Source organism: Azospirillum cavernae (assembly GCF_003590795.1).
GTDB lineage: Bacteria > Pseudomonadota > Alphaproteobacteria > Azospirillales > Azospirillaceae > Azospirillum > Azospirillum cavernae.
The window spans coordinates 1,864,059-1,884,499 of the sequence record NZ_QYUL01000001.1; the positions used below are offsets into that span (position 1 = coordinate 1,864,059).

General features: G+C 62.5%; 18 protein-coding genes. 1 reads left to right on the forward strand and 17 read right to left on the reverse strand.

Annotated features, from left to right (window positions below):
* Positions 1–9: 9 nt before the first annotated feature.
* The 17 genes from D3877_RS08510 to D3877_RS08595 all read right to left on the reverse strand — a co-directional run bounded on the left by D3877_RS08510 (position 10) and on the right by D3877_RS08595 (position 16,491).
* Entirely contained in the window at positions 10–429 is a 420-nt protein-coding gene (locus tag D3877_RS08510; protein WP_147395112.1) for a hypothetical protein, read from the reverse strand.
* Between the two features lie 177 nt (positions 430–606).
* Positions 607–753: a hypothetical protein gene (locus D3877_RS31000; RefSeq protein WP_199720724.1), complete on the reverse strand. Its 147-nt coding sequence runs from the start codon at positions 751–753 to the stop codon at positions 607–609.
* A 65-nt stretch (positions 754–818) separates the two neighbouring features.
* The gene (locus tag D3877_RS08520) at positions 819–1,073 is read right to left on the reverse strand and encodes a hypothetical protein (RefSeq protein WP_119830202.1); all 255 of its coding nucleotides are present in this window, start codon (positions 1,071–1,073) and stop codon (positions 819–821) included.
* A gap of 12 nt (positions 1,074–1,085) precedes the next feature.
* Positions 1,086–1,934, reverse strand: coding sequence for a DNA/RNA non-specific endonuclease (locus tag D3877_RS08525; RefSeq protein ID WP_119830203.1), 849 nt, complete (start codon positions 1,932–1,934; stop codon positions 1,086–1,088).
* Between the two features lie 170 nt (positions 1,935–2,104).
* Positions 2,105–2,470 (reverse strand): hypothetical protein, encoded by a 366-nt coding sequence (locus tag D3877_RS08530; protein ID WP_119830204.1) that lies wholly within the window; start codon positions 2,468–2,470, stop codon positions 2,105–2,107.
* A 9-nt stretch (positions 2,471–2,479) separates the two neighbouring features.
* Positions 2,480–2,725: a DUF4167 domain-containing protein gene (locus D3877_RS08535; RefSeq protein WP_119830205.1), complete on the reverse strand. Its 246-nt coding sequence runs from the start codon at positions 2,723–2,725 to the stop codon at positions 2,480–2,482.
* Between the two features lie 52 nt (positions 2,726–2,777).
* Positions 2,778–3,071: an XRE family transcriptional regulator gene (locus D3877_RS08540; RefSeq protein WP_119830206.1), complete on the reverse strand. Its 294-nt coding sequence runs from the start codon at positions 3,069–3,071 to the stop codon at positions 2,778–2,780.
* Entirely contained in the window at positions 3,058–3,429 is a 372-nt protein-coding gene (locus D3877_RS08545) for a hypothetical protein (protein ID WP_147395114.1), read from the reverse strand. The genes D3877_RS08540 and D3877_RS08545 overlap by 14 nt, the downstream gene beginning before the upstream one ends.
* A gap of 337 nt (positions 3,430–3,766) precedes the next feature.
* The gene (locus tag D3877_RS08550) at positions 3,767–5,701 is read right to left on the reverse strand and encodes a UvrD-helicase domain-containing protein (RefSeq protein WP_238474788.1); all 1,935 of its coding nucleotides are present in this window, start codon (positions 5,699–5,701) and stop codon (positions 3,767–3,769) included.
* Positions 5,694–7,601 carry an ATP-dependent nuclease gene (locus D3877_RS08555; protein ID WP_199720725.1) on the reverse strand — a complete coding sequence of 636 codons (1,908 nt, stop codon included), beginning with the start codon at positions 7,599–7,601 and terminating at the stop codon, positions 5,694–5,696. Before D3877_RS08555 ends, D3877_RS08550 begins: the two co-directional genes overlap by 8 nt.
* Before the next feature lie 26 nt (positions 7,602–7,627).
* Complete coding sequence (locus D3877_RS31005) at positions 7,628–7,990, reverse strand: AAA family ATPase (protein WP_119830208.1); 363 nt, start codon at positions 7,988–7,990, stop codon at positions 7,628–7,630.
* 489 nt (positions 7,991–8,479) lie between these two features.
* The gene (locus tag D3877_RS08565; protein WP_119830209.1) at positions 8,480–9,331 is read right to left on the reverse strand and encodes an FRG domain-containing protein; all 852 of its coding nucleotides are present in this window, start codon (positions 9,329–9,331) and stop codon (positions 8,480–8,482) included.
* A 38-nt stretch (positions 9,332–9,369) separates the two neighbouring features.
* Positions 9,370–9,951: a recombinase family protein gene (locus D3877_RS08570; protein WP_119830210.1), complete on the reverse strand. Its 582-nt coding sequence runs from the start codon at positions 9,949–9,951 to the stop codon at positions 9,370–9,372.
* Positions 9,952–10,317: 366 nt separating this feature from the next.
* Positions 10,318–13,770 (reverse strand): formylglycine-generating enzyme family protein, encoded by a 3,453-nt coding sequence (locus D3877_RS30175; RefSeq protein ID WP_199720726.1) that lies wholly within the window; start codon positions 13,768–13,770, stop codon positions 10,318–10,320.
* Positions 13,771–13,773: 3 nt separating this feature from the next.
* The gene (locus D3877_RS08585) at positions 13,774–14,736 is read right to left on the reverse strand and encodes an AAA family ATPase (RefSeq protein WP_119830211.1); all 963 of its coding nucleotides are present in this window, start codon (positions 14,734–14,736) and stop codon (positions 13,774–13,776) included.
* The gene (locus D3877_RS29340) at positions 14,733–16,163 is read right to left on the reverse strand and encodes a trypsin-like serine peptidase (RefSeq protein WP_147395115.1); all 1,431 of its coding nucleotides are present in this window, start codon (positions 16,161–16,163) and stop codon (positions 14,733–14,735) included. The genes D3877_RS08585 and D3877_RS29340 overlap by 4 nt, the downstream gene beginning before the upstream one ends.
* A 19-nt stretch (positions 16,164–16,182) precedes the next feature.
* Positions 16,183–16,491, reverse strand: coding sequence for a trypco2 family protein (locus D3877_RS08595; protein WP_119830213.1), 309 nt, complete (start codon positions 16,489–16,491; stop codon positions 16,183–16,185).
* 550 nt (positions 16,492–17,041) lie between these two features.
* Here D3877_RS08595 and D3877_RS08600 point away from each other — a divergent pair.
* Complete coding sequence (locus D3877_RS08600; RefSeq protein WP_158599816.1) at positions 17,042–20,419, forward strand: CHAT domain-containing protein; 3,378 nt, start codon at positions 17,042–17,044, stop codon at positions 20,417–20,419.
* The last annotated feature ends 22 nt before the right edge of the window (positions 20,420–20,441 follow it).

Here is a 20,441-nt window from a genome sequence, read left to right on the forward strand (position 1 = left end):
CCCGCTCGGTCAGTTCATGTTTGGAGGCGCTGGGGTGATGGACGTCGGCTCCGCCTTCGCCTCGTCTTGAATGTTCTCGACACGTTCGGGAGGCGCGACGGCCAGCCGGTTGTAGGAGACGATGAACACCTCGGCGGCTCTACCCAGGGCCTTGGCGCGGGTGGACCGGCAGCGATCCGCGAGCGCTTCGAACATCTCATCCAGGCTCAGGCTCTCCTGCCGACAAATTTCCTCCAGAATCACCCATACAGTGCTGTACAACTTAATATTCCGAATGGATTTTCCGAGGTCGATCCGACGGATCTCATGTTCGCCTTCCAACCAGGACGAGGCGTTCGTTGGATCCAATTCCAAGGCGGGGGCTGGTTTCGCAGTCATGCTGATACTTTCCATTCCTCTCAGCGGAATCGGCGAAGTCAATGGCGTCATCCCTCGCGTCGCCGCCCCGGGAAAATTGCCTTGATCGCGGCCACCAAATCAACCTGTCTGGCTTTACTCCCGACATTGCACTCCCAGATCACCACGGCCGTCCACCCAGAGGCGGTCATAGCGGAACGCACTTCAACGTCACGCTCTTTGATACGGTTGATCTTCGCCGTTCACCATTCAACCCAGACTTTTGGGGAGGCGATGCCTCGGACAGCCTTGGTCGCCGTGCCAGACGCAGCCGTGGACGAGGACGGCGATCCGTTTGGACGGGAAAACGATGTCCGGACGACCGGGAAGCGTTTTGTTATGCAGAAGATAGCGCAAGCCCGCAGCCAGAGCGCCCGTCGAACAGTCATTTCCGGGTGGTTATCCTTGCGTTTTCTGGCCGGTTAGCGGAAGGGGTTTTCAACCTGATCCGGCGGCTTGGGAGGCGCGATGTGGTCGGGAAGATCCTTCGCCGCTTCCAGCGCCGTCACGACCTTGTCCAGCACCGCCTTGAGCGCCTTGGCCTGGGCAAGGCCGTGCCGGTCGCGCGTCAGGTTCACAGACCCGTAGACCGCCACCGTGTCGGCGCCGTTCTCGATCTTCAGCTCACCGATCTCAAGGACATCGGCATCGTTGCGGTAGGGGTCGATCGTTGCCATGTCGTGGGCCTCTCAGCGAAGGAACTGCTTCAGGAAATCAAGAACAGACTTTTCTTGGAAGGGTTCGGTCTCGGCCGCCTTCTTGCTGCCCTTTCCGTGGGGCCGTGGTTGGGGAAGCTCCATCGCCGTCGTCTTCACGGAAGCCGACAGATTGGGAAACGGGTCGATCCCAGACACGGCCACAAGGTCGGCGATGGCGATGCGCTGATACGCGTTGCCTTCGGCGTTGGTTACCAGGAAGGCGGCGGCCTTCCGCTGCCGAGCGTCGTAAATCGCCTTGAACAGATGCGTGGGCACCAGCACCCGACCGCCAACCCGCTGGAGGTTCTGCCCCTGGAAAATGGATCCGGTGACGACGTAGACCTCGCCCTCCTTGCGCGTCAGGTCGCGCACCGCTGACTCGATCCCTTCCCAGAGGTTCCGGTTGTTGTTGGAGTTTTGCGGCACCATGTTCGCGAGGCTGAAGCTCTCGTTCTGGGACACCGGGTCCGCCATGTCGCCGCTGGGCGCCATGTGACCACGGTCATAACCGGAGCGGGCATAGTCCGCCAACTCGGCCCGCTCATCCGCAGACAGCCGTGGCTCGGCATGGAAGGTGTTCTTTCGCTCAAGGCCGCGCTGCTGGTCCAGGCGCTCTCGCGTCAGGTGCTCGGCCGACCACAGCCCGGTGCGGGTGACGCCGGAGTGAAGGACGGCGTAACCGGCGTTGCACAGCTCACGGGTCTTCGCCGCCAATTTCTCGTTGACGAACTTTGGCGGCGCTCCGTCGAGGAAATGTTGTGGGCAAGCCGTGTCCGCCGCCTGCGCGGAAACGGCGGACACGGCAAGCGCCATCGCGACGACCATGGACTTGAGCATCATCGCTTGATTCCCCTGCGCTTGGCCGTCTGCTGATCGGCGGAACTCATCCGACAGCATAAGCACTTGGGACAGAAAGGGGAACGACCGAGGTTGGTGCATCGAGGGCGGCACGGACATTATCTTCGGATATTTTTTCCTTCATAGGTCTCCTTTTCTGGATTCCCGTTCGGTCACACGGCAACCGATGAGCCGCCAATCTTATCGGTTGGCGCCTGGATTCCGAGTTCGTCGAGGATATGTCGATACTCCGCCGGTGAAAGAGCCCGCCGATCCTCGGCCATAAGACGCAGAGCGGCAAGCCCGGCGCTGGTAAAGCGCGCCCTCAGCCAATGGCCACCGTTGTCGGGCAACTCCATCAGGCCGCGGTCAATCATTCCCTGGATGGTCGCGCCTGGCTTCGGCTTGCCCTTCTCCGGCCCCGTGGCCCAGCGCTTTACCAGGATCCCATCGGCCAAGCGTGGTGGAGCCGAGAAGCGCGCCATAAACTCGTGGCGGATTAGCGCCCGCTCCTTTGTCGTCAAGGTCATCTCGCCCATCGCCGACCCTCAATCCTGTCCCCGCGAGACGCGGAACCAGTGCTCGGCATACTGCCGACACCGCTCGGCCTCCACTCCATCACCTACGCGTTCGGCGTCGGCCGCCCGTGTGAGCCATTGGCCCTGCTTCTGCAATGCGGATCCATTGGCCTGGGGTGGCGGCCGGGCTGCGGCTGGGTTTGATTCGCTGTACGACCGTGGCTTGGTAAAATTCGGCTTGGGCGGTCGGCCCCTGTTGGGAAACGGGGGCGCCATTCAGGCTGCGCCGTTCATGGCGATCGGCATCCCCGGCGTCTCTCGGTCCGGATCACGCTTCGGTCGCATCGCAATCCGCCAGTTCATAGTGGATCCTGACTTGCTTCCCGAAAGGCTTCAAAGCCTGATTGATGCGGTTCCAGCTGAACAGGTCCAGTTCGCCCCGCACGAGGGAGGACACCACCGGCTGCTTCCACCCGATCCGTCGACCGAATTCGGCCTGCGACAGGCCCTGGTCGTGCAGCCCCTTGCTCACCACCAGCACGGCCTGGGTCTTGACCGCCAGTTCCTCGGCGTCGGCCAAACCGACCTCCTCGAAGAACCCTTGCACGTCAACCTTCGACATCGACACGCCTCCTCAGTTCCTCTTCGTACGCCGCCCGGATGTCGTTGCGGTCGCGCAGCGAGAGATTGCGGCCTTCCTTGATGAACAGCACGACGGTGACGCCATCGTTGAACTCGACGACGAACGCCGCAGTGATACCGATGGCCCGGACGCCTCTGCGCACCACCACCTTGGTGCAGGGGAAGCCGAGATCGGACAGATCGCTGAACTCGGCCTCGCCGGTGGAGATGTCAGGCCGGTCCCCGTGAAGCGCAACCGCGACCACGACAGCCTGCAAATCCGTCCGCGACAGAGCGGCGAGTTGGTTGCGGACCAGCCAGGATGCGGGACGGATGCGAGGTGCGCGGGTATCGCTCATGACGGTAACTATAACAGTAACTGTTATATGGCGCAACCTTTCTCCCGACCGTGCGCGGACCCGCCTTGCTCGCCTGAGAAAGCCGGGGCTGAGATCACCCCACCGCCGACCGGGCAGATGCGGTCCAAAAGAAAGGGGCCGGTCGATGGAGTGCGCATATCAGCGCTCCTTTTCGCGACATCCTCAAGCGGCAGCTTTTAACCCTTAGGCGAAGTTCGGAGCATCCGGTTTTGGGCATTTCGCCCGCTTGGTTGGAACGTTGAGGATGGGACCGACAACGGACAGGCTCCTTTCGGACGGTGGGATTAGGAAGCGGCTGATCGAGCCGCGACGGCAGCTAAGAGAGCGCATCTTGCGAGAGGATATTCGCTTCCGGGAAGAGCCCGAGCCCACGAATATGCGCTATCGCCGCTGCGGGATCGGCTACGAAAAGAACGACTAACAGGTCTTGCCGAGCGCGTGTGCAGCAAACGTAGAAGAGCCGTCTTGTTCGCTCGATGCCGGTTTCACCGCCTGCTTCTAACGTCTTCTTGTCCTTCGCGGAAGGCTGTTTCAGCCCAAAGTATTTTTCGTAGGAGAATTGAACATGCGTACCTTCGTCGTCGTCGAGCACAACAAGCACGCGATCAAACTCAGCCCCCTTCACGCCTTGCTGGGTAGAGAAAGGCGACCCCTCATTGACGTAGGCCTGATAAGGCCGGAGCTGATTGGCCGGGCACGCGAAGAACGCGGACATCGAATTGATCTCGTTTGAAGGATCTTCCTCCTCCTCCGCTTCGCCGTTTTCGTTCTCTTCGGTCTCGGGCTCGTTCTCCGCGATATCTTCAAGGTAAGCGGACAGCCGGGGGTCAAACGCCACCAAGAGGCTCTTTTTGGCAAGCATCAGCACGTCACGGATGGTCGCCTGAGATTCCGGTCCCATCAACTCGCTGATCTGATTGCTCACAGCCTGAAGTTGATTTAGGCGCTCGGCGACGTTCACCCCTTGCAGGTTAGCCTTCACGAGCAACGGTGAATGGAGGCGAAGCAGTCGCATCGCATCGAAGTCCCGTCCGTCGCGGACGGCCTCCGCAAGTGGCAGGAGAAACGAAACCAACGACCGCAGAGGCCAAGCCGTCGCGTCGAGAAATCCATTTTTGAAGGCATCCGGCGCCTTGTCGTTGAGCGCGCCGTAGAGGTCTCCAAAACCCAATCGCTTCGCCGCCATGCGGTGCACGATCACCAGCATTTTCACCGGATCGTTCTTGGCGGCGGGCTGCCACATTTCGTCATCGTTTGCTTTGGCAACCCAAGCGCGAACTTGTGCCACGCGTTCGTCGCGATGGGCGTCGGTCGGCAGGACGAACAGTCGCGCAGTACCTACGACCGGCACTGCCTCCTCGCCCTCTTTCTTCTTCCGGCCACCGACCTGAACCAGATTGTCGCCGTCACGCCGGATGGCGTTTGCGAGGCTCAATACGGCGGTAGGCGAACGAAAGTTTTCCGGTTTGGGGATCGCCCTCCAACCGTTGGGTTTGGGAATCGTGCCAATGCCGGTGGGGTAAATGCGCTGCATCGGGTCGCCGAAGAACCCGAGGCAAAAGCGGGCCTGCTCCTGCTGCTGGACCGCCATCAACGCTTCGACGATGACGGGAAAGGTATCCTGGCTTTCGTCCACGAAAACGAACGGAAATTGCTGCGCGACGAGAGTTCGGAAAAGCGGACGATGGATCATCAACTGCGAAGCCATCTTGATGATGTCGTCGTGGCCGAGGATGCCCTTGGCGTAATCACTTCCGGTTCCATAAGTGAAAGTACGAACCCGAGTAATAGCCTCGCATTGCTGCTCGTAGCGCACGATATCTCGGGCGTTCTTGTCTCGCGTTTTCTGTTGAACGCGAGGGCCAAAATTGGTGGCGGCGTGCCGCAATTCTCCGATCCGCTCATCGATCCTGTTTGCGACCCAAGCGGCGATGTCTTGCTGGAACCCACGCGCAATCGACCAAAGGAAACTATGAATCGTGGAGACGTGAACGAGGGGGTTATTCCCCACGTCCGTCCAGATCTCCCCGGCGGCGATCTCGGTATAGGTGATGCAAGCTACACGCTGCCTCCGCAGCCGCAAACGCTCACCGTGGATGGCAAGGATCGCGGCGAGCCCTTTTATCAGCGACGTTGTTTTTCCTGAACCCGCCCCGGCAACCATGCTGAAGCTGGTCGGCGGCTGCACTTCCAGGCAGTGCCGAAGATCTACGTCGGCTTGCGTATCAGGCTGTTGCGCGCGTCTACCCATCGACCCCGGCCCCTTCCATTTCGGCCTCTACTTCGAGATCGACCTGCGCCTTGAGCCAAATGAGACCGTCGCGAATATAGGCCGGAACCTGCCACTCTTCCGGTCGTGCCGTAAGCACCCCAAGGGCGAACTTGGTCTTGTCGAACTTGTCTCCACTGACCCGCTTGTGAAGCCCCGCCGCTAGTGCCGCAGGATCAACCAGTGCACCGCGTAAGCGCAGACCCAATTTCCTCTGTTCTGCGCTCTGGCACCATTCAGTATTCTCGAGCCCGAAGGCTTCTTCCAAAGTCCGCCCGGCCAGTTCAGCGTTATGACCATTCCACACGACTGGCACAGGCGTCTGATAGGCGACACGGACGCGGGTCGTGCCATCCACTGGGGTTTCCTTCTCCTGCTCCGTCGCAGCGAAAAGATCATCGATCGATTGCTTCGCCGGAAGCCATTTCAGGAGGGTCTGGTTGGAAGTGACCGCCCCGGCCACCGGCAGGCATTTCTTACCGAAGCGACGGGTGGGCACAGGATCGGCGGCTTCGCCAGCCGGTGCGGGCGGAGCATCACCGCCCAACAACGCCTCGAAGCCATCAACGGCTTCCGCTTCTGGGGCCTCGACTTCGACCTCAAGCTCGTCATCGTCGTCGTCATCGCCGTCATGGTCGGCAGGCAACAGGGTAACGCTGTCCACATCGGTGATAATAAGCGTGACGATCCCGAGGAATTCAATCAGCGATTTGAATTTATGACCGAAGGCGCCACCAACCTCCAGAATGCAGATGCAAGAAGATCGCAGCGATATCGCCGCTTTCGATATCATGATCGGGAGTAGCAATCGCTCGACGTTGCCTTCCACGAGCACGGCGGCGTCCGAGAAAAACAAATCGCAGTGGGTGAGCTTCAGATACCGTTTCAGAAAATCGCGATGTTCAGTTTCCTGCGCGTAGAACGCGGAGAGGTTGAGTACTTTGGTAATCTGATCGTTTCCAACCAAATCGCGCCGAAAGTAGCGGATCGGCTGAAAGCCGCCCTCGTACAGGATATGCGGTGAGTGCGTCGTAATGACCGCTTGGCTGGCGAATGATCCCCCAGCCTCACCCGGTATGACCAGCAAGCCGAGAATGTTGCGAATGAACACCTGTTGAAGCTGCGCGTGAAGGTGCGCCTCCGGTTCTTCGATAAAAATGAGATGGAGGGGAGCGCGCTTCTCTTCTTCGGCCTTCCAGCGCTCCTGAAGGTCGAGCACTTCGACCACCATATAAATTAGGTTTTTGAAGCCGAGCCCGTTGTAGGTGTCGGGCAGCATGATCGTCTGCGCGCCTTCGCCCACGATGTAGTGGACGCGCGCGTCCTGCGTCATGATGGATGCGGGGTTCAGGGCCGATTTGATTTCGAGCCGTGGGTTATTGAGGCCAGGGTAACCCAAGTGCTTCAATCGTTCCAATGTGTCCTTGAAAACTTCCGCGAGATGCTTGTCGAGGCCTACCTCAGACTCGAACAGCGCCTTTAGCGCCTGATGGTCGTCCTGACGCTGATCGAGATGGCGCTGGTAGAAGCGGCTTAGACGCTTCGACAAATCCTCCGAACGACCGCCGCCAGACACTGTTGATGGGTCCGCGAGATGCCGTTGCGCATTCAGGAAATCGACCTTGATGAGCGATTTCAGCACGGCAGCGCCGCCCGGTTCGTCGCCCAGCGGCAGCGGTTGATATCCTGTCAGCTCCTGAAATTTCGGATCAAACCGCCTGTGATCGAGGACGAAGTAGCGCAGCTCGTACTCGCGTCTCAACTCCTTAAGCAGGTAAGCTGACAGCGATTTCGGCCAAGGCACATAATCGCCTGCGCCATCGGCAAGCGCCGCCGCCTTCGCCCGGCCATCATCACGAGCAGCGTGGTAACGCTGGATCAATTCGGCGATGCTCTTCGGCGCGAGTTCTACGCGGACGCCAACGAGCGTTCCGGCCCAAGCGGTCGAAGGCAGGATGGGGATAACGAGATAAAGATCTTCCGCTTCAACCTCGAACCAAAGGTCGAGCGAGACAGTAGGAAACTCGGCCTCTGTGATCTCGACCTCTCGTTCGCCAAAAGTCCATAGCAGCCGGCCAGACAGACATGCGAGCTGAAATCATACAGAGAGAAGGCATCTTTGCCACCGGAGAGAAACATCTGCATCGCCTGCGTGGCAGATGTTTTTCCGCTGTTGTTCGCTCCAACGAAAATGGAGATGTTGGCTGCAAGCTCAACATGCACGTCCCGAAGTCGGCGGAAATTCCGCAGTCGATATGAATGTAGGTGCATCGCGTCCCCCCGGGATGGAGACTACCGTCTGACAACCCACCTGGGAATCTAAATCACACGCCGTTCTGGTGATTGAACCTTATGATAGGGTATGTCCATAACTTAGTGTCATTGGCTTCCAATACAGCTTAAGAGCAGTCCTCGTTCAGGATCCGCACCGCCGCGCCCTAATGTTCGAGAGGGGAAGCGATCAGCCGGGAGCCTGTCCAGCCTGACCGACGCCGGCCAGCCCGATCTGGATGGCCGCAGCAACTGGTAAAGCTGATCGACCAGGGTGGCGCCGACGGTGCCCAGTCATCACCATGACCATCATGCTCATGGTGATGGCGCCTCCTTTTCACGACACTTCGATGGTGACACCGCGATCCGATACAGAGTGCCGCCATCGGCAACGTCGATCACACGCTGAAGAAGGTGGGGCCGGTTTACCGCCAGCCACGCGATCAACGAGAACGGCGAAACTGCAATTTATTTGAATGAAGGAAGCATTCATCTTATCGGCCTATATTTCGCTGCAATGTATTTTGCTGAGTTTTCGATATAAGGAAAAATTGTACTTTCATTAATAGCAAGAGCATCTAGCTCTCTCAACATTTTACCCTTTTCCATTCCATTGATCGTCATTCGTTCGACTTTTATGTCGGCATTGCCACCTTCGGGCAATTCAGCGTTCATACCAAAAAGAAAGAATGCTCCCGACTGTGATACAATGCGGGTATTATTCAATTTTCCTCTAATGCAAACTATACGCTTTAAATCTTCAGCAACAATTGCATCTTTAAAATAAGGCTTTTCTTCCTTAATAAAATGCAGTAATTTCTTTATTGATGTCTGACTATTAAAATAGTTCATCCTTTCTGAGTGCGTATCAAAATGATCTAATTCGAAGTCGATATCTTGTTTATCAGACTCTGAAAGCTGAGCGAGGCTTGCAATGCAACTGGCCGTATCGCTATCAAAAAATTTGATAGCATCTCTTTTCACGGTAAACCTTATTACTTCTCCTTCAACATTGCTGTTAGATTTGCAAGCAAAATATAATGCTATAAGAGGATTTGAGGAAATGTCTAAAAGCCTTGTCGGCAAAGAATAATGCTGCATTCTAACTAATTTCTCAAACGTAGAAAAGTCATCACGAAAATCTGCCGCACTTGCAACAAGCATTTCGCGAAACATGATTGGTTCTGCTGCTTTTTCCTCTGGGGTTCGGAAAATTGCTGGTTCAAGTTTATATTTTTTTCTGTTTGAGTGCCCTCTATAATAATAGACATCTTTGTCATCACGACTCATATCAAATACTTTCCTGACAAAACCCTGAACGCTAATGATGCCCTTCGCCATAATATTTATATCCTTATTATAATCAATTTGCGTTGACTTTAAATTTGCTCTTTTTCTGAAACAGTCCGTACTCCTAATTCACGGAACAGCGTTCGCCTCGACACTTTCATCTGCTTGGCAATGTCTTCGGCTGCAAATTCAGGGCTGTTCCAAAGTGTCCGCGCAAGGTCAAGGGTCTTACCCTCCAGTTTTTTCTTGCGGCCGCCGCGCCTACCCCGCTCCCGAGCTGCCCGTAGTCCGGCTTGTGTACGCTCGCGGATAAGCGCAAGCTCAAATTCGGCCAAGGTGCCAATAATGTGGAATGTAAGCCGGCCGACTGGCGTTCCCGTGTCAATGCCGGCGTCCAGCACGCGCAGTGCGGCCCCCTTTCCTTGGATTGCCTCCCCCAATTCGATCAGGTGTTTCATCGACCGGGCCAAACGATCCAGCTTGACCACAACCAGCGTGTCACCGTCGCGCAGGGCCTTCAACACAGCAATCAAACCCGGCCGGTCTGAATTTGCGCCCGTTGCCTTGTCCGTATAGATCCGTTCCCCATCCACCCCATCGGCTTTCAAGGCGTCAAGCTGCGGTTCAAGGTGTTGATCTTGTGTGGATACGCGCGCGTAGCCTAGCAGCATGGATGCCCCAGAGTGCCAAAACTCAACCTCGGCACCATCACATGGCACACCCATTTTGTCACTTCATTTGTCACCATCGAGAGCGCAGCCGGGCATCCTGGCTCCCCATCCATCCCCAGCAGTGCCAAAAACGACCGTTTTTGGCACTGTCCTGACGAACCCATGTTGCGTTTTACGCCCTCATGTCTCGGGCAAAGGACGCCATGCAGCTGAGCGTCCCCGGAAGATCGAGTCTCGTGACCCTTGCGGGCGGCCTTGATGGTCCTGTCCCCCTCCCGCGTCGGCGCTCTTACCCGATGGCGCCCGGCCGCTCCGCTGGGGGCGGCCAAGGGGCAGACCCGCCAACGCCTCCCCCTGGCTGGCCGGTCACGCCTGAACGCGGGCGCAGCGAAAGCCCAGGTCTTTGTAACGACCATGCAAGACGCTCTGATTGCGGGACGCGGCGCGGGCGCTCCTCCCGTAGCCGGCCCAGGACCCGCCGCGAATGATGCGTCTGCCGAAGTCGCTCTCCGGGCCGCGCGGATCGGATTCCGCCTTCGCCGTGTATGTCCGTTGCCCATCGGCGCACCATTCCCACACATTGCCGTGCATCTCGTACAACCCCCACGCGTTCGGCGGCAGGCTCCCCACCGGAACCGCTTCTTCCCGGTGAAGCCCCTTGGCGCCGTTGGCATACGGAACATTGCCGTTATAATTGACCTGCTCCGGCGTGATGGTGGCGCCGAAGCTGAAGGGCGTCGTCGTTCCCGCCCGGCAGGCGTGCTCCCATTGCGCCTCCGTCGGCAGACACAGATCAAGCCCTGGAACCCGCGCGTTGAGCCACATCAGGAAACCCTGAACGTCGTTCCAACTGACTCTCTCCACCGGACGCATATCATCGCCCTTGAGATGGCTTGGGTTCCCGCCCATCACCGCTTGCCACAGCGCTTGCGTGCAGGCCGTGTCAAACAGCCAATAGCCCCGGCTGAGCGTCACCTCATGCTGCCGACCTTCATTGCCTCCACGCTCCGGCTCATCGTCGGGCGACCCCATCAGAAATCGCCCCGGCGGGATCCAGCGCAGGCGCTGGGTCACGGACTCCCCGCCGCCCTTCGGCTTCACCACGATCTCCGTCCACAGGCCAAAACGGTCGATGCCCAGCGCGTCGGCCCATGCGGGCCGGGTGATCCGTTCGACGCGCAGTTCCTCCCGATCCGTGCGGATGTGGAAGGCCGGAGCCTGGGGCAGCGGACAGCGGGCGTCGTCGATCCCAGACTCCACGCGCAGGACCGCTCCGCCCGCCGTCCCCGGCTTTCCCCGGCGCTCCGCCAGCCGGGGCAACGCCGGGGCCGTCGGCTCCGCTGCGTCCTCCGGACTGGCTTGATTCCCCGCCTGAACTCGAGCGCACCGAAAGCCAAAGGTGTAGTCGCGGTCAACCGGGTGGAGCCAAATGCGGCACGCGGCGCGGGCGATCTGCGCGCCGTCGCCCCAGGCCCCGCCGCGAAGGACGCGCTTGGCACCGGCGCTCTCCGGGCCGCGCGGGTCGGTTGCCGCCTCTGCCCTGTAGGTCCGGCGCCCATCAGCGCACCATTCGAGCACATTGCCGTGCATCTCGTACAAACCCCACGCGTTCGGCGGCAGGCTCCCGACTGGAATTGTGCTTTTCCGGTAACGCCCCTTGGGGCCGTCGGCATACGGATGGTTTCCGTCATAATTCACCTGGTCCGGCGTGATGGTGGCGCCGAAGCTGAAGGGCGTCGTCGTTCCCGCCCGGCAGGCGTGTTCCCATTGCGCCTCCGTCGGCAGACACAGATCAAGCCCTGGAACCCGCGCGTTGAGCCGCATCAGGAAACCCTGAACGTCGTTCCAACTGACACTCTCCACCGGACGCATATCATCGCCCTTGAAATGGCTTGGGTTCCCGCCCATCACCGTTTGCCACAGCGCTTGCGTGCAGGCGGTGTCGAACAACCAATAGCCCCGGCTGAGCGTCACCATATGCCGCGGGACTTCATCGCCATCACGCCCCTCTTCATTCCCTGGAGAACCCATCAGGAACCGGCCCGGCGGGATCCAGCGCAGACGCTGGGTCACGGTTCCCACCGTGAAGGTCGCCCACGCCCCGAACTCATCCCACCCCCACTCACGCGCCCAAGACGGCGGTTTCCCGCTCTTCCAGAAGGCGTCGCGGGCGGCGGCCAGCTCTTGGCTGACGGCAATCCGGCCGTCGGCGGTCCAGACCTGGGCCAGCAGGCTGCCGGTGGGGCCAGCCTCCTCCCCGGCGACCGCCAGCAGGTCGGCGCCGATCTGGCGGAGTTGGACGGGGCGCGGCTGCCCGGCTTCCGGTTCGGTCATCCGGCGCAGCCGCCCCATGGCGGCCCCGACCCGGCCGTCCGCCTCGATGGCGGACGGCCGCCGGTCGAACAGGCGGCGCAGGCCGTGGACCATCTCCGCCCGCATCAGCGGATCGGCGATGGTCGGCGCCCAGCGGCTGAGCTGATCGAAACGGTCCGCCGCCTCCGTCAGTTCGGTTTCGGGCAGCAGGGCGCGGCTGTCCGCCCCGAGGCTGACCACCTCCTCGAACCAGACATCGGCCGACAGCCCGAACCGCCAGCCCCGCAGGAGGTCCAACACCAGACGGCGAACCCCCGCGTCTTCCGCCTCGAACGCCTGACGCAGAGGGGCAGCGGCGTCCGGGTCGAGGGTGGCGGCGACGCTGGAGTGGCTGGCCAGCGCCTTGTCCTGCCAAAAATCGGCTTCCACGCCCGCGTCGGCGTCGGGAAGAAGGGCGCGGCGGACGCTGCGCAAAAGGCCGGGTTCCACCCGGATGGCCGGCGACAGCAGGCGCAGCAGCCGTTCCGTCATCGCCCGTTCCGCCGGGATGTCGCGCGCGCCGTCCGCCGCCCTCGCCGTCCGCCGTTCCCATTCCACCATGCGCCAGACACGCCGCAGCGGTTTCGGCCATCGTGCCGACGGGCAGGGCGTCAAGGCGACCGGCACGCAGCCCGCCGCGCGCAGGCGACGACCGAATTCCAGCCAAAGGCGGACGCAGCGCTGGTCCGGCGCCAGGGCGCCGAGATCGCCCAGCACCAGGACCGCCGCGCCGGGCGGCGGCGGACGATAGTCGGCGTCGATGTCCAGACCGGCCTGACGGATCGGGGCGCGGGCGCCGTCAAACCAGCGCGCCTGGTCGAAACGGTCCCGTGGATACAGGGTGGCGAGCCAGGCGCAAACCTGATCCTGATCGCGCCAAAAGGGCGTCAACCGGCGGCTGCGGTCGTCGATCACCTGAATGGCCGGTCCCCAGCGGCGCCGTTTCCGCCGTGGCGGCCGCTTCAGCTCCTGCGCTTTCGCGATGGCGAGGATCGCCGCGTCGATGTCCAGATCCCCGCCATCGCCCCATTCCGCGACATGGCCGCGCAGGCGGGGCAGCAGACGGCGCCACGGCTCCAGCGACGGCCAGGACGGCGGCGCGGTCGGGCGGCCGCTCCACGCCACCGGCGCGCGCCGCGCCGACGCCCCGGCGGGCATGGCGGGCGTGGCGGGCGTGGCTGCGTCCTCGCTCGGCTCCTCGCCCGCCGTCTCGTCCAGAAACCATCGCGCGATCGGTTGCCAGAAGGAATCCTCCGGCTCCTCCGACGGCGCGGACGGCGCGGGCGGCGCCGGATCAAGGGGGGGCGGCGGCTCGGCAGGGGGGCGCTGGTCCAGCCGCATGTCCTGGCGATCGTTTGGCGCGGGCGTCGGCTGGTAGCCCAGCAACCGGGCGGCGGCCTCCAACCCCGCCGGGCCGCCGACGGCCAAGGCCCGGACCAGATCGGCGCGTCCACAGGCGGCGGACATCGGTCAGACGGCTCCCACATGCTTTTTCAGGACATAACCGGCGATGCGGTCCATGACCGCCTCCTGCCGCTCCGGGTCGTCCCGCGCCAGTTCCAGCACGGCGCGGATCAGATCGAGATATTCCGCCTGCCCCGGCAACGGCGACCAATGGTTGGCGACGGCGCGCGCGCGATCGGCGGCCAACTGCTCGGCGGCCTTGAGCAGCAGGCCGTCCGCCGCCGCCGGGAAATGCGCCCGGCCCCGTTCGACCAGATGGGCGATCAAGGCCGCCGTCTCCGTCGGCAACTCAAGGCACAGCACCAGGCAGCGGCGCAGGAAGGCGTCGGGAAGCGCGCGTTCCTCGTTGCTGGTGATGATGACCAGGGGCGCCACGCCGGACACCGTCACCGGCGCGTCAAGCCCGGGCGGGGCGAAGACGCTGGACCCCAAGGCTTCGAGCAGGCCGTTGGGAAATTCCGGCTCCGCCTTGTCGATCTCGTCGATCAGCACCACGCAGCCGTTCGCCGGATCGTCGCCGTTCTGGCGATGCGGCGGCGGCGTTCCACTGCCCGCCGCCCTTGCCATCGCGTCGTCCCAGTTGAACGCCCACCACAAGGGGCCGGGACGAAGATGGTTGGCGATCGCCAGACGATTGCGAACCGTCTGGACGTCTTCCCGCAGGGCGCCGGCCAGTTGGGCTTCGGCCAGACGTTCGACGGCGTCGAGCCGCCACAGCAGATCGCGCGCTTCGCTTCGGGCGTCGACCACATGCTGGACATAGACGCGGCCCAATTCCTTGGCGGCGGCGCGGGCGAGCTGGCTCTTGCCGATCCCCGGCTCCCCCCGCACCAGCAAAGGCCGCCGGGCCGCCATCGCGGCGTTGATCGCGTCGATGCTGGGCTGGTCGAACACATGCACCTGTTCGGGCAGGCCGGGCGGCGTGGTCAGGGAAACGGCGTGTTTTGGCGCGATGGTCAGGAATTTCATGGCGTCCCCCCGGCTTCGATGGACATAAAATAAAGGATGCCATCGGAAATCGCTGTTTGTACTGCAAAATGATCGGGATCGGCGCTCAATCGAATCAGACGAAGGTGGTCATATCGATTGGAAATCACTTTCATCAAATTTCGAGCGAATTCATCGTCGCCAATTTCATTTGATCTGATGCAGTAATAATGGGAACTCTTTAGTCTCGCTCTTCTGGCCAACACCGCATTGATGGATTTTCTTATTGTTTCCTCATCCCGCCCCGTTGTGTTGGAAATTTTCAGCATTGCGATCAGATCTTTCTCGAACGCAGCGATGAATTCTCCGCCAATGTCTTCAAACCCGGCTGGCGGAGGCGTGGGAATGGAATTTCCCCCGATTGCTTCCTCGCCCAACAAAATGAATTTGGGATCCCGTTCTTCGAAGCTGGCTATGGCGATTTCAGCGCTTGTCCGTGTTGCGATCGCCGTCGGATCGCCGTCGATCATCCGACCAAATTGTTGCGTCAGGAGGCTGACGACCGATGGCTCTATGAGCAGCGGGATGGTTCGGAACACGATTCCGCACATTGCCTTGGGATCGACGGTCGAATTCCACTTCCGCGCGTTTCTCAGATTGACGCAAACAAGCTGGAGCAGATCCAGGAAATCGACCAAACTTTTATCAAAAAACCGGCCCGCCAGTTCCGTGGCGGTGGCGTCAATCCTCTCGACGGCGAGAATGGCCTGATGAATCTTTGGATGAAGGCTGAGCGCTTCGGCATTTTCCTTGTGGACGGCAGCGCGGCGGGCATCGTCCTCAGGCCATAAAATCGCGCCTCGAAACCCCGGAGCATCAAAAAACTTCCGGGCGGAAACTGCCAGAAGTCGGCTTTGGTCAAAATTTATCGGGCATTGCACGACAACGCCGATAATACTCCCTTGAACAAAAACCGGACATCCGGAAATTCCTTTCCATCCATCCGGCAGAGTCGTCGCATCATCAACACCAACATCAAAATTTCCAGTCGTTTCATTCAGGGGATAGCACCCACCCTTGAGGCCAACAGACTTTGTATATATTTTATCGTCTTTTTTCTCAGACACGCATTTTGCAAAGCCTGCGCTGTGCCATCTCGCATCGACTTTGTGGGGGATGTTTGAAACAGGGGCGTATGTCTTCTGAAACCCATCAGGAAAGTCGCAGATCAGGACCGCGACATCCATCCCCTCGTCGTCCCACGCGACGGTCGCCTGCCGCCACGTTCGCGCCGCGTCATCCGCGTGGTTCTTCCATCTGACTTTAATCGTTGAATCCGTTCCCGGACAAAGGACATGACGGGCTGTCAGGATGCGCCCCGGTCCAACCGGATAGCCGGTTCCAGTTTTCAGGCTTGAATCATACGTGTTGGCCTGAGCGAAGATCTCGACCAGGAGCGTCACGTCCATCGGCGCGTCTCCACCACGCTTATTCCGGGCAACGGTCAACGTCGTTGCTGACGAAGGTGTCGGACAGCGCGCCCGCGCGGTCCGCGACCTTCAGCGACAGTTTCACCCGATGGGTTGTCGTTCCTCCCACTTTCCCCCCCAGCTTGCCGCCAAGGCCGAGAACCTGGAAGCTGAGATCGCCGTTGCTGCCAACCTCGCAAGCCACCGCAAGCTCAAGGTCGATGGCTTCAACCTTGAAGCGGAGATCTTCCCCATCCCCCTGCGTGATCGCTTCGGCGAGTTCGGCCCGCAGGGATTTGATCGCATGAGCCAAACCGATTTTCGCCATGGTGCATTGCCCGCCATAAAAATCCGAAAGCGGTAATCATCTATCATGATTCTCGGGATTTTTACAGGTTGACACTCCCTTAAGTAGATTTTTTTATGGAAACATTCTGCAAAAGGCTCGCGTATTATTGGAATACCGCCTTGGATGCGGCGCCGCAAACGGAATCAACATTTTTTAAGGCCACGCCAAGGATGGGTTGCGCCCCGTCCGTAAAGTGCGGACTTGGTATTGCGGACACCGGTCGTAGCGCCACAATCCGCACCCTTCTGCGACATCAAGGCCGTTGGCGCTCAGCCAGCGGCCTTTGTCGTTTCCAGGCCATGGGCAGACCGTTTTTGGCACAGTTTGGGCGGATTGCCTTCGTGCGCGCCCCCCCCCCCAGCCGCCGGGTGTTCCGTGTCCTTCTGCGGCAAGTCCGCGAACCTGTCTCTGATAATTCTTGAGATCGTGCGACCGGCCCGCGCCGCGCTATACTCGATGGAGTTACCGGGCGGTCATTCCTCTTATAAGAGTTGGAATGCCCATAAACGACGGCACGGAGGCTTGCGCGATGCGGGACGCTACTCTTGATGATGCTCTGGCCGAACTGCTCGCCGCCGATGGGCTGGCCGCCAAACAGTCGATCCTGGCGCGCCATGCCCAATTGCTGGTGACGGCGGCGGCCGACGCGCGGTTGTCCGACCGGGAACAAGACGGCTCTGTAGCGGCGGACGGACCGGAGATTCATCGGGCCTTGATCGCACAGTGCCGGGAACAGGGGGTTGACGCGGGGGTTGGCGCCTTCGCCCTGCTTCTGGTCAATCTTTGGCTCGACCAGCCGACGTTGGAGGCGAAGGCGGCCCTGCTGGCCGTCTGGTCGGACCCGTTGCTGTCCGGCCCGGTGCAGGACGCGCTCGTCTCGGCGGCGGAAAGCGCGGACGATCCCGATCAGGCTGCCGGGCTGCACTGGCATGTCCGGCTGGCGGAGCACTGCCGCGACCAGGGGCTGGCGGCGGGGCTGGCGGCACACCGCACCCTGGACGGCGACCAACCCGGCGAGTCCGCCGCCAATGCCACCGCGCCGATCGATCCGGCGTCCCTGCTCGCCGAGTTGGAGACGCTTGCAGCGGAGAATCGCCCCGAAGGCTGGTCGCGGATGACGATGATCCTGGAGACGCTGCTGGCGCATCTCCCCCGTTCCGGATCGTCCGAACTGGACGAAGTCCGCGCGGCGCTGGGCTCCCAACTGGCCGCCATCTTGTCGGAAAGGATGCAAGCCGGGCTGTTTGCGACGGCATCGGCGGCATCCGCAGCCCAACGGCGCGCCCACGCCCTCTACGACGAGGCCCTGGCGATCCTGCGTCGGCACGAGCGCTGGGTCGAGGTGGCGGCCACGGCGCAGAACCAAGCCATCCTGCTGCGAAGCCAGTTCAAGGCCGGGGACGAGGCGGCGGCGGGGCGCGCCCACGCCCTCTACGACGAGGCCCTGGCGATCCGGCGCCGGGACGAGCGCTGGGTCGAGGTGGCGGCCACGGCGCAGAACCAGGCCAACCTGCTGGCCAGCCAGTTCGAGGCCGGGGACGCGGCGGCGGCGGGGCGCGCCCACGCCCTCTACGACGAGGCCCTGGCGATCCAGCGCCGGGACAAGCGCTGGGTCGAGGTGGCGACCACGGCGCAGAACCAGGCCAATCTGCTGCAAAGGCAGTTCGATGCCGGGGACGCGGCGGCGGCGGGGCGCGCCCACGCCCTCTACGACGAGGCCCTGGCGATCCTGCGCCGGCACGAGCGCTGGGTCGAGGTGGCGACCACGGCGCAGAACCAGGCCAGCCTGCTGACCAGTCAGTTCGAAGCCGGGGACGCGGCGGCGACGGGGCGCGCCCACGCCCTCTACGACGAGGCCCTGGCGATCCGGCGCCGGCACAAGCGCTGGGTCGAGGTGGCGACCACGGCGCAGAACCAGGCCAGCCTGCTGCGAAGCCAGTTCGAGGCCGGGGACGCGGCGGCGGCGGGGCACGCCCACGCCCTCTACGGCGAGGCCCTGGCGATCCTGCGTCGGCACGAGCGCTGGGTCGAGGTGGCGGGCACGGCGCAGAACCAGGCCAACCTGCTGACCAGCCAGTTCGAGGCCGGGGACGCGGCGGCGGCGGGGCGCGCCCACGCCCTCTTCGACGAGGCCCTGGCATGGTTGCCCTTCGACGCCGTGCCGATCCGGAACCTGACGGCGCGCCGCAATCGGCTTCGCCTGCTCGAGGCCGAGCGAGATCATCGTCGGGTGGTCGATCTGGCATCGGTGCTGCTCGCCGACGTGCGCCTCCGGCTTCCCGGCATCGCGGCGCCGCGCAACCGGCGGCGTCTGCTCCAGGAAATCGACGGTCTCGGCCAACGGGCGGCCAATTCGGCCCTGGCGCTGGGGGAGATCGAGCAAGGGCTGGCTTTGATGGAAGCGGGGCGCACGGTCGAGTTGGGACACCGGCTGCGCGACGCCGAAGCACTCCTGACCGCTGATCAGCGAGCGCTTCTCGACGACGCTCGCGCCGACCTGGACGCGGTCGGCGCGGTCTTTGCGCAGAGCCTGCACGCCCTGGGCGAGCCACGCGGGCCGAGCGGGGCCGACCCGCATCGCGCGGTCACACAGGCCGAGGCGCTGTTGAACGAGCGGGCCGCCGCCTTCGCCGCCCTGCGCACCCGGTTGGGCCTCAATCTCGATCAGCCCCCGCCCGACGCCGTGGCTCTGCGCGCGGCGCTCGGTCCCAACACCGTGCTGGCGGCGCCGTGGTTTGCTGAGACGGGCGGCGGCCTGCTGCTTCTGGCGCCGGGGCGCGACGGCTGGCAGCGTGTGGACCGGCCGGACATGACGCGCGATGCCCTTCAGACGCTGTTGGAGGCGTGGTTCGCCCGGTATCATCACTTCCACCAGAGTGATGCGGGTGCCGCCGGTGTCGCGACGTCGGCGGTCGATGAGGGGCGCCAGGCCCTGTGGCGGCTGCTGATGGGGCCGCTGCACCAGGCCATGGCCGCGCTGGGTCTGCTGCCGGCCAGGGGAGCGGCCATGGCGACGGAGATCGTGTTGTGCCCGCCGCCCGCCCTGTCGGTGCTGCCGCTGGCGGCGGCGACCGACCCGGAGACGGGGCGGGCCTTCCTCGACGACTACGCCCTGCGTGTGGCGCCCAGCCTGCAAGCCTGCCTGACCGCCGCCGAGCGCGCGGCGCGGCCAAGCCCGCGCACGCTGGTCGCAGTGACCAACCCGCAGGATGATCTCGGCGTCCACGCCAATCCGGCCCTGGCCTTCTTCGAGGACGCCGCCCGCATCGATCTGACCGGCTATCACGGCGACCCGCAGCGTGCCGCCGCCACGGCGGACAGGCTGCGGGCCACCGTCTCGGCCCGCCGGCCCGGATGCTTCAGCTTTTACGGCCATGGCGGCTGGGACCCGGCCGATCCCGACAACAGCGCCCTCTATCTCGCCGCCCCGCTCGACGTGGACGGCGCCATCCCGCAGGAGGACACGAACCGGGGGGACCGGCGAACCATCGGCGAGCCGTTCGGCGCCGCCGCGTTGCAGGGGCTGGACCTCGGCGCCTGCCGGATCGCGGTGCTGGCCGGCTGTGAAACCGGCATGATCGACTTGGCGAGGAACCCGGACGAACATCTCGGTCTGCCGGCGGCGCTGCTGCAAGCCGGCGCGGCGGCGGTTCTGGCGACGCTGTGGCCGGTCGAGCCCGAATCGACCTACGCCGTCGTCACCCAAACGCTGCGGGCCGTGCTTAACGACGAATCAAGCCCGGCCCAGGCGCTGCGGCGGGCGCAGATGCGTCTGCGCGACGATCCCGGCGCCGTCGATCCGACCGGCGCCCACCTCGGCCCGAAACCGGTCCGGTCGGACAGCGGCAACAATCCCTGCCCTCGGCCCTCCCCGCTCTGGGCCGCCTTCACCCTGGTCGGCGCCTGAACGGCGCCCCGATTCCGCACAC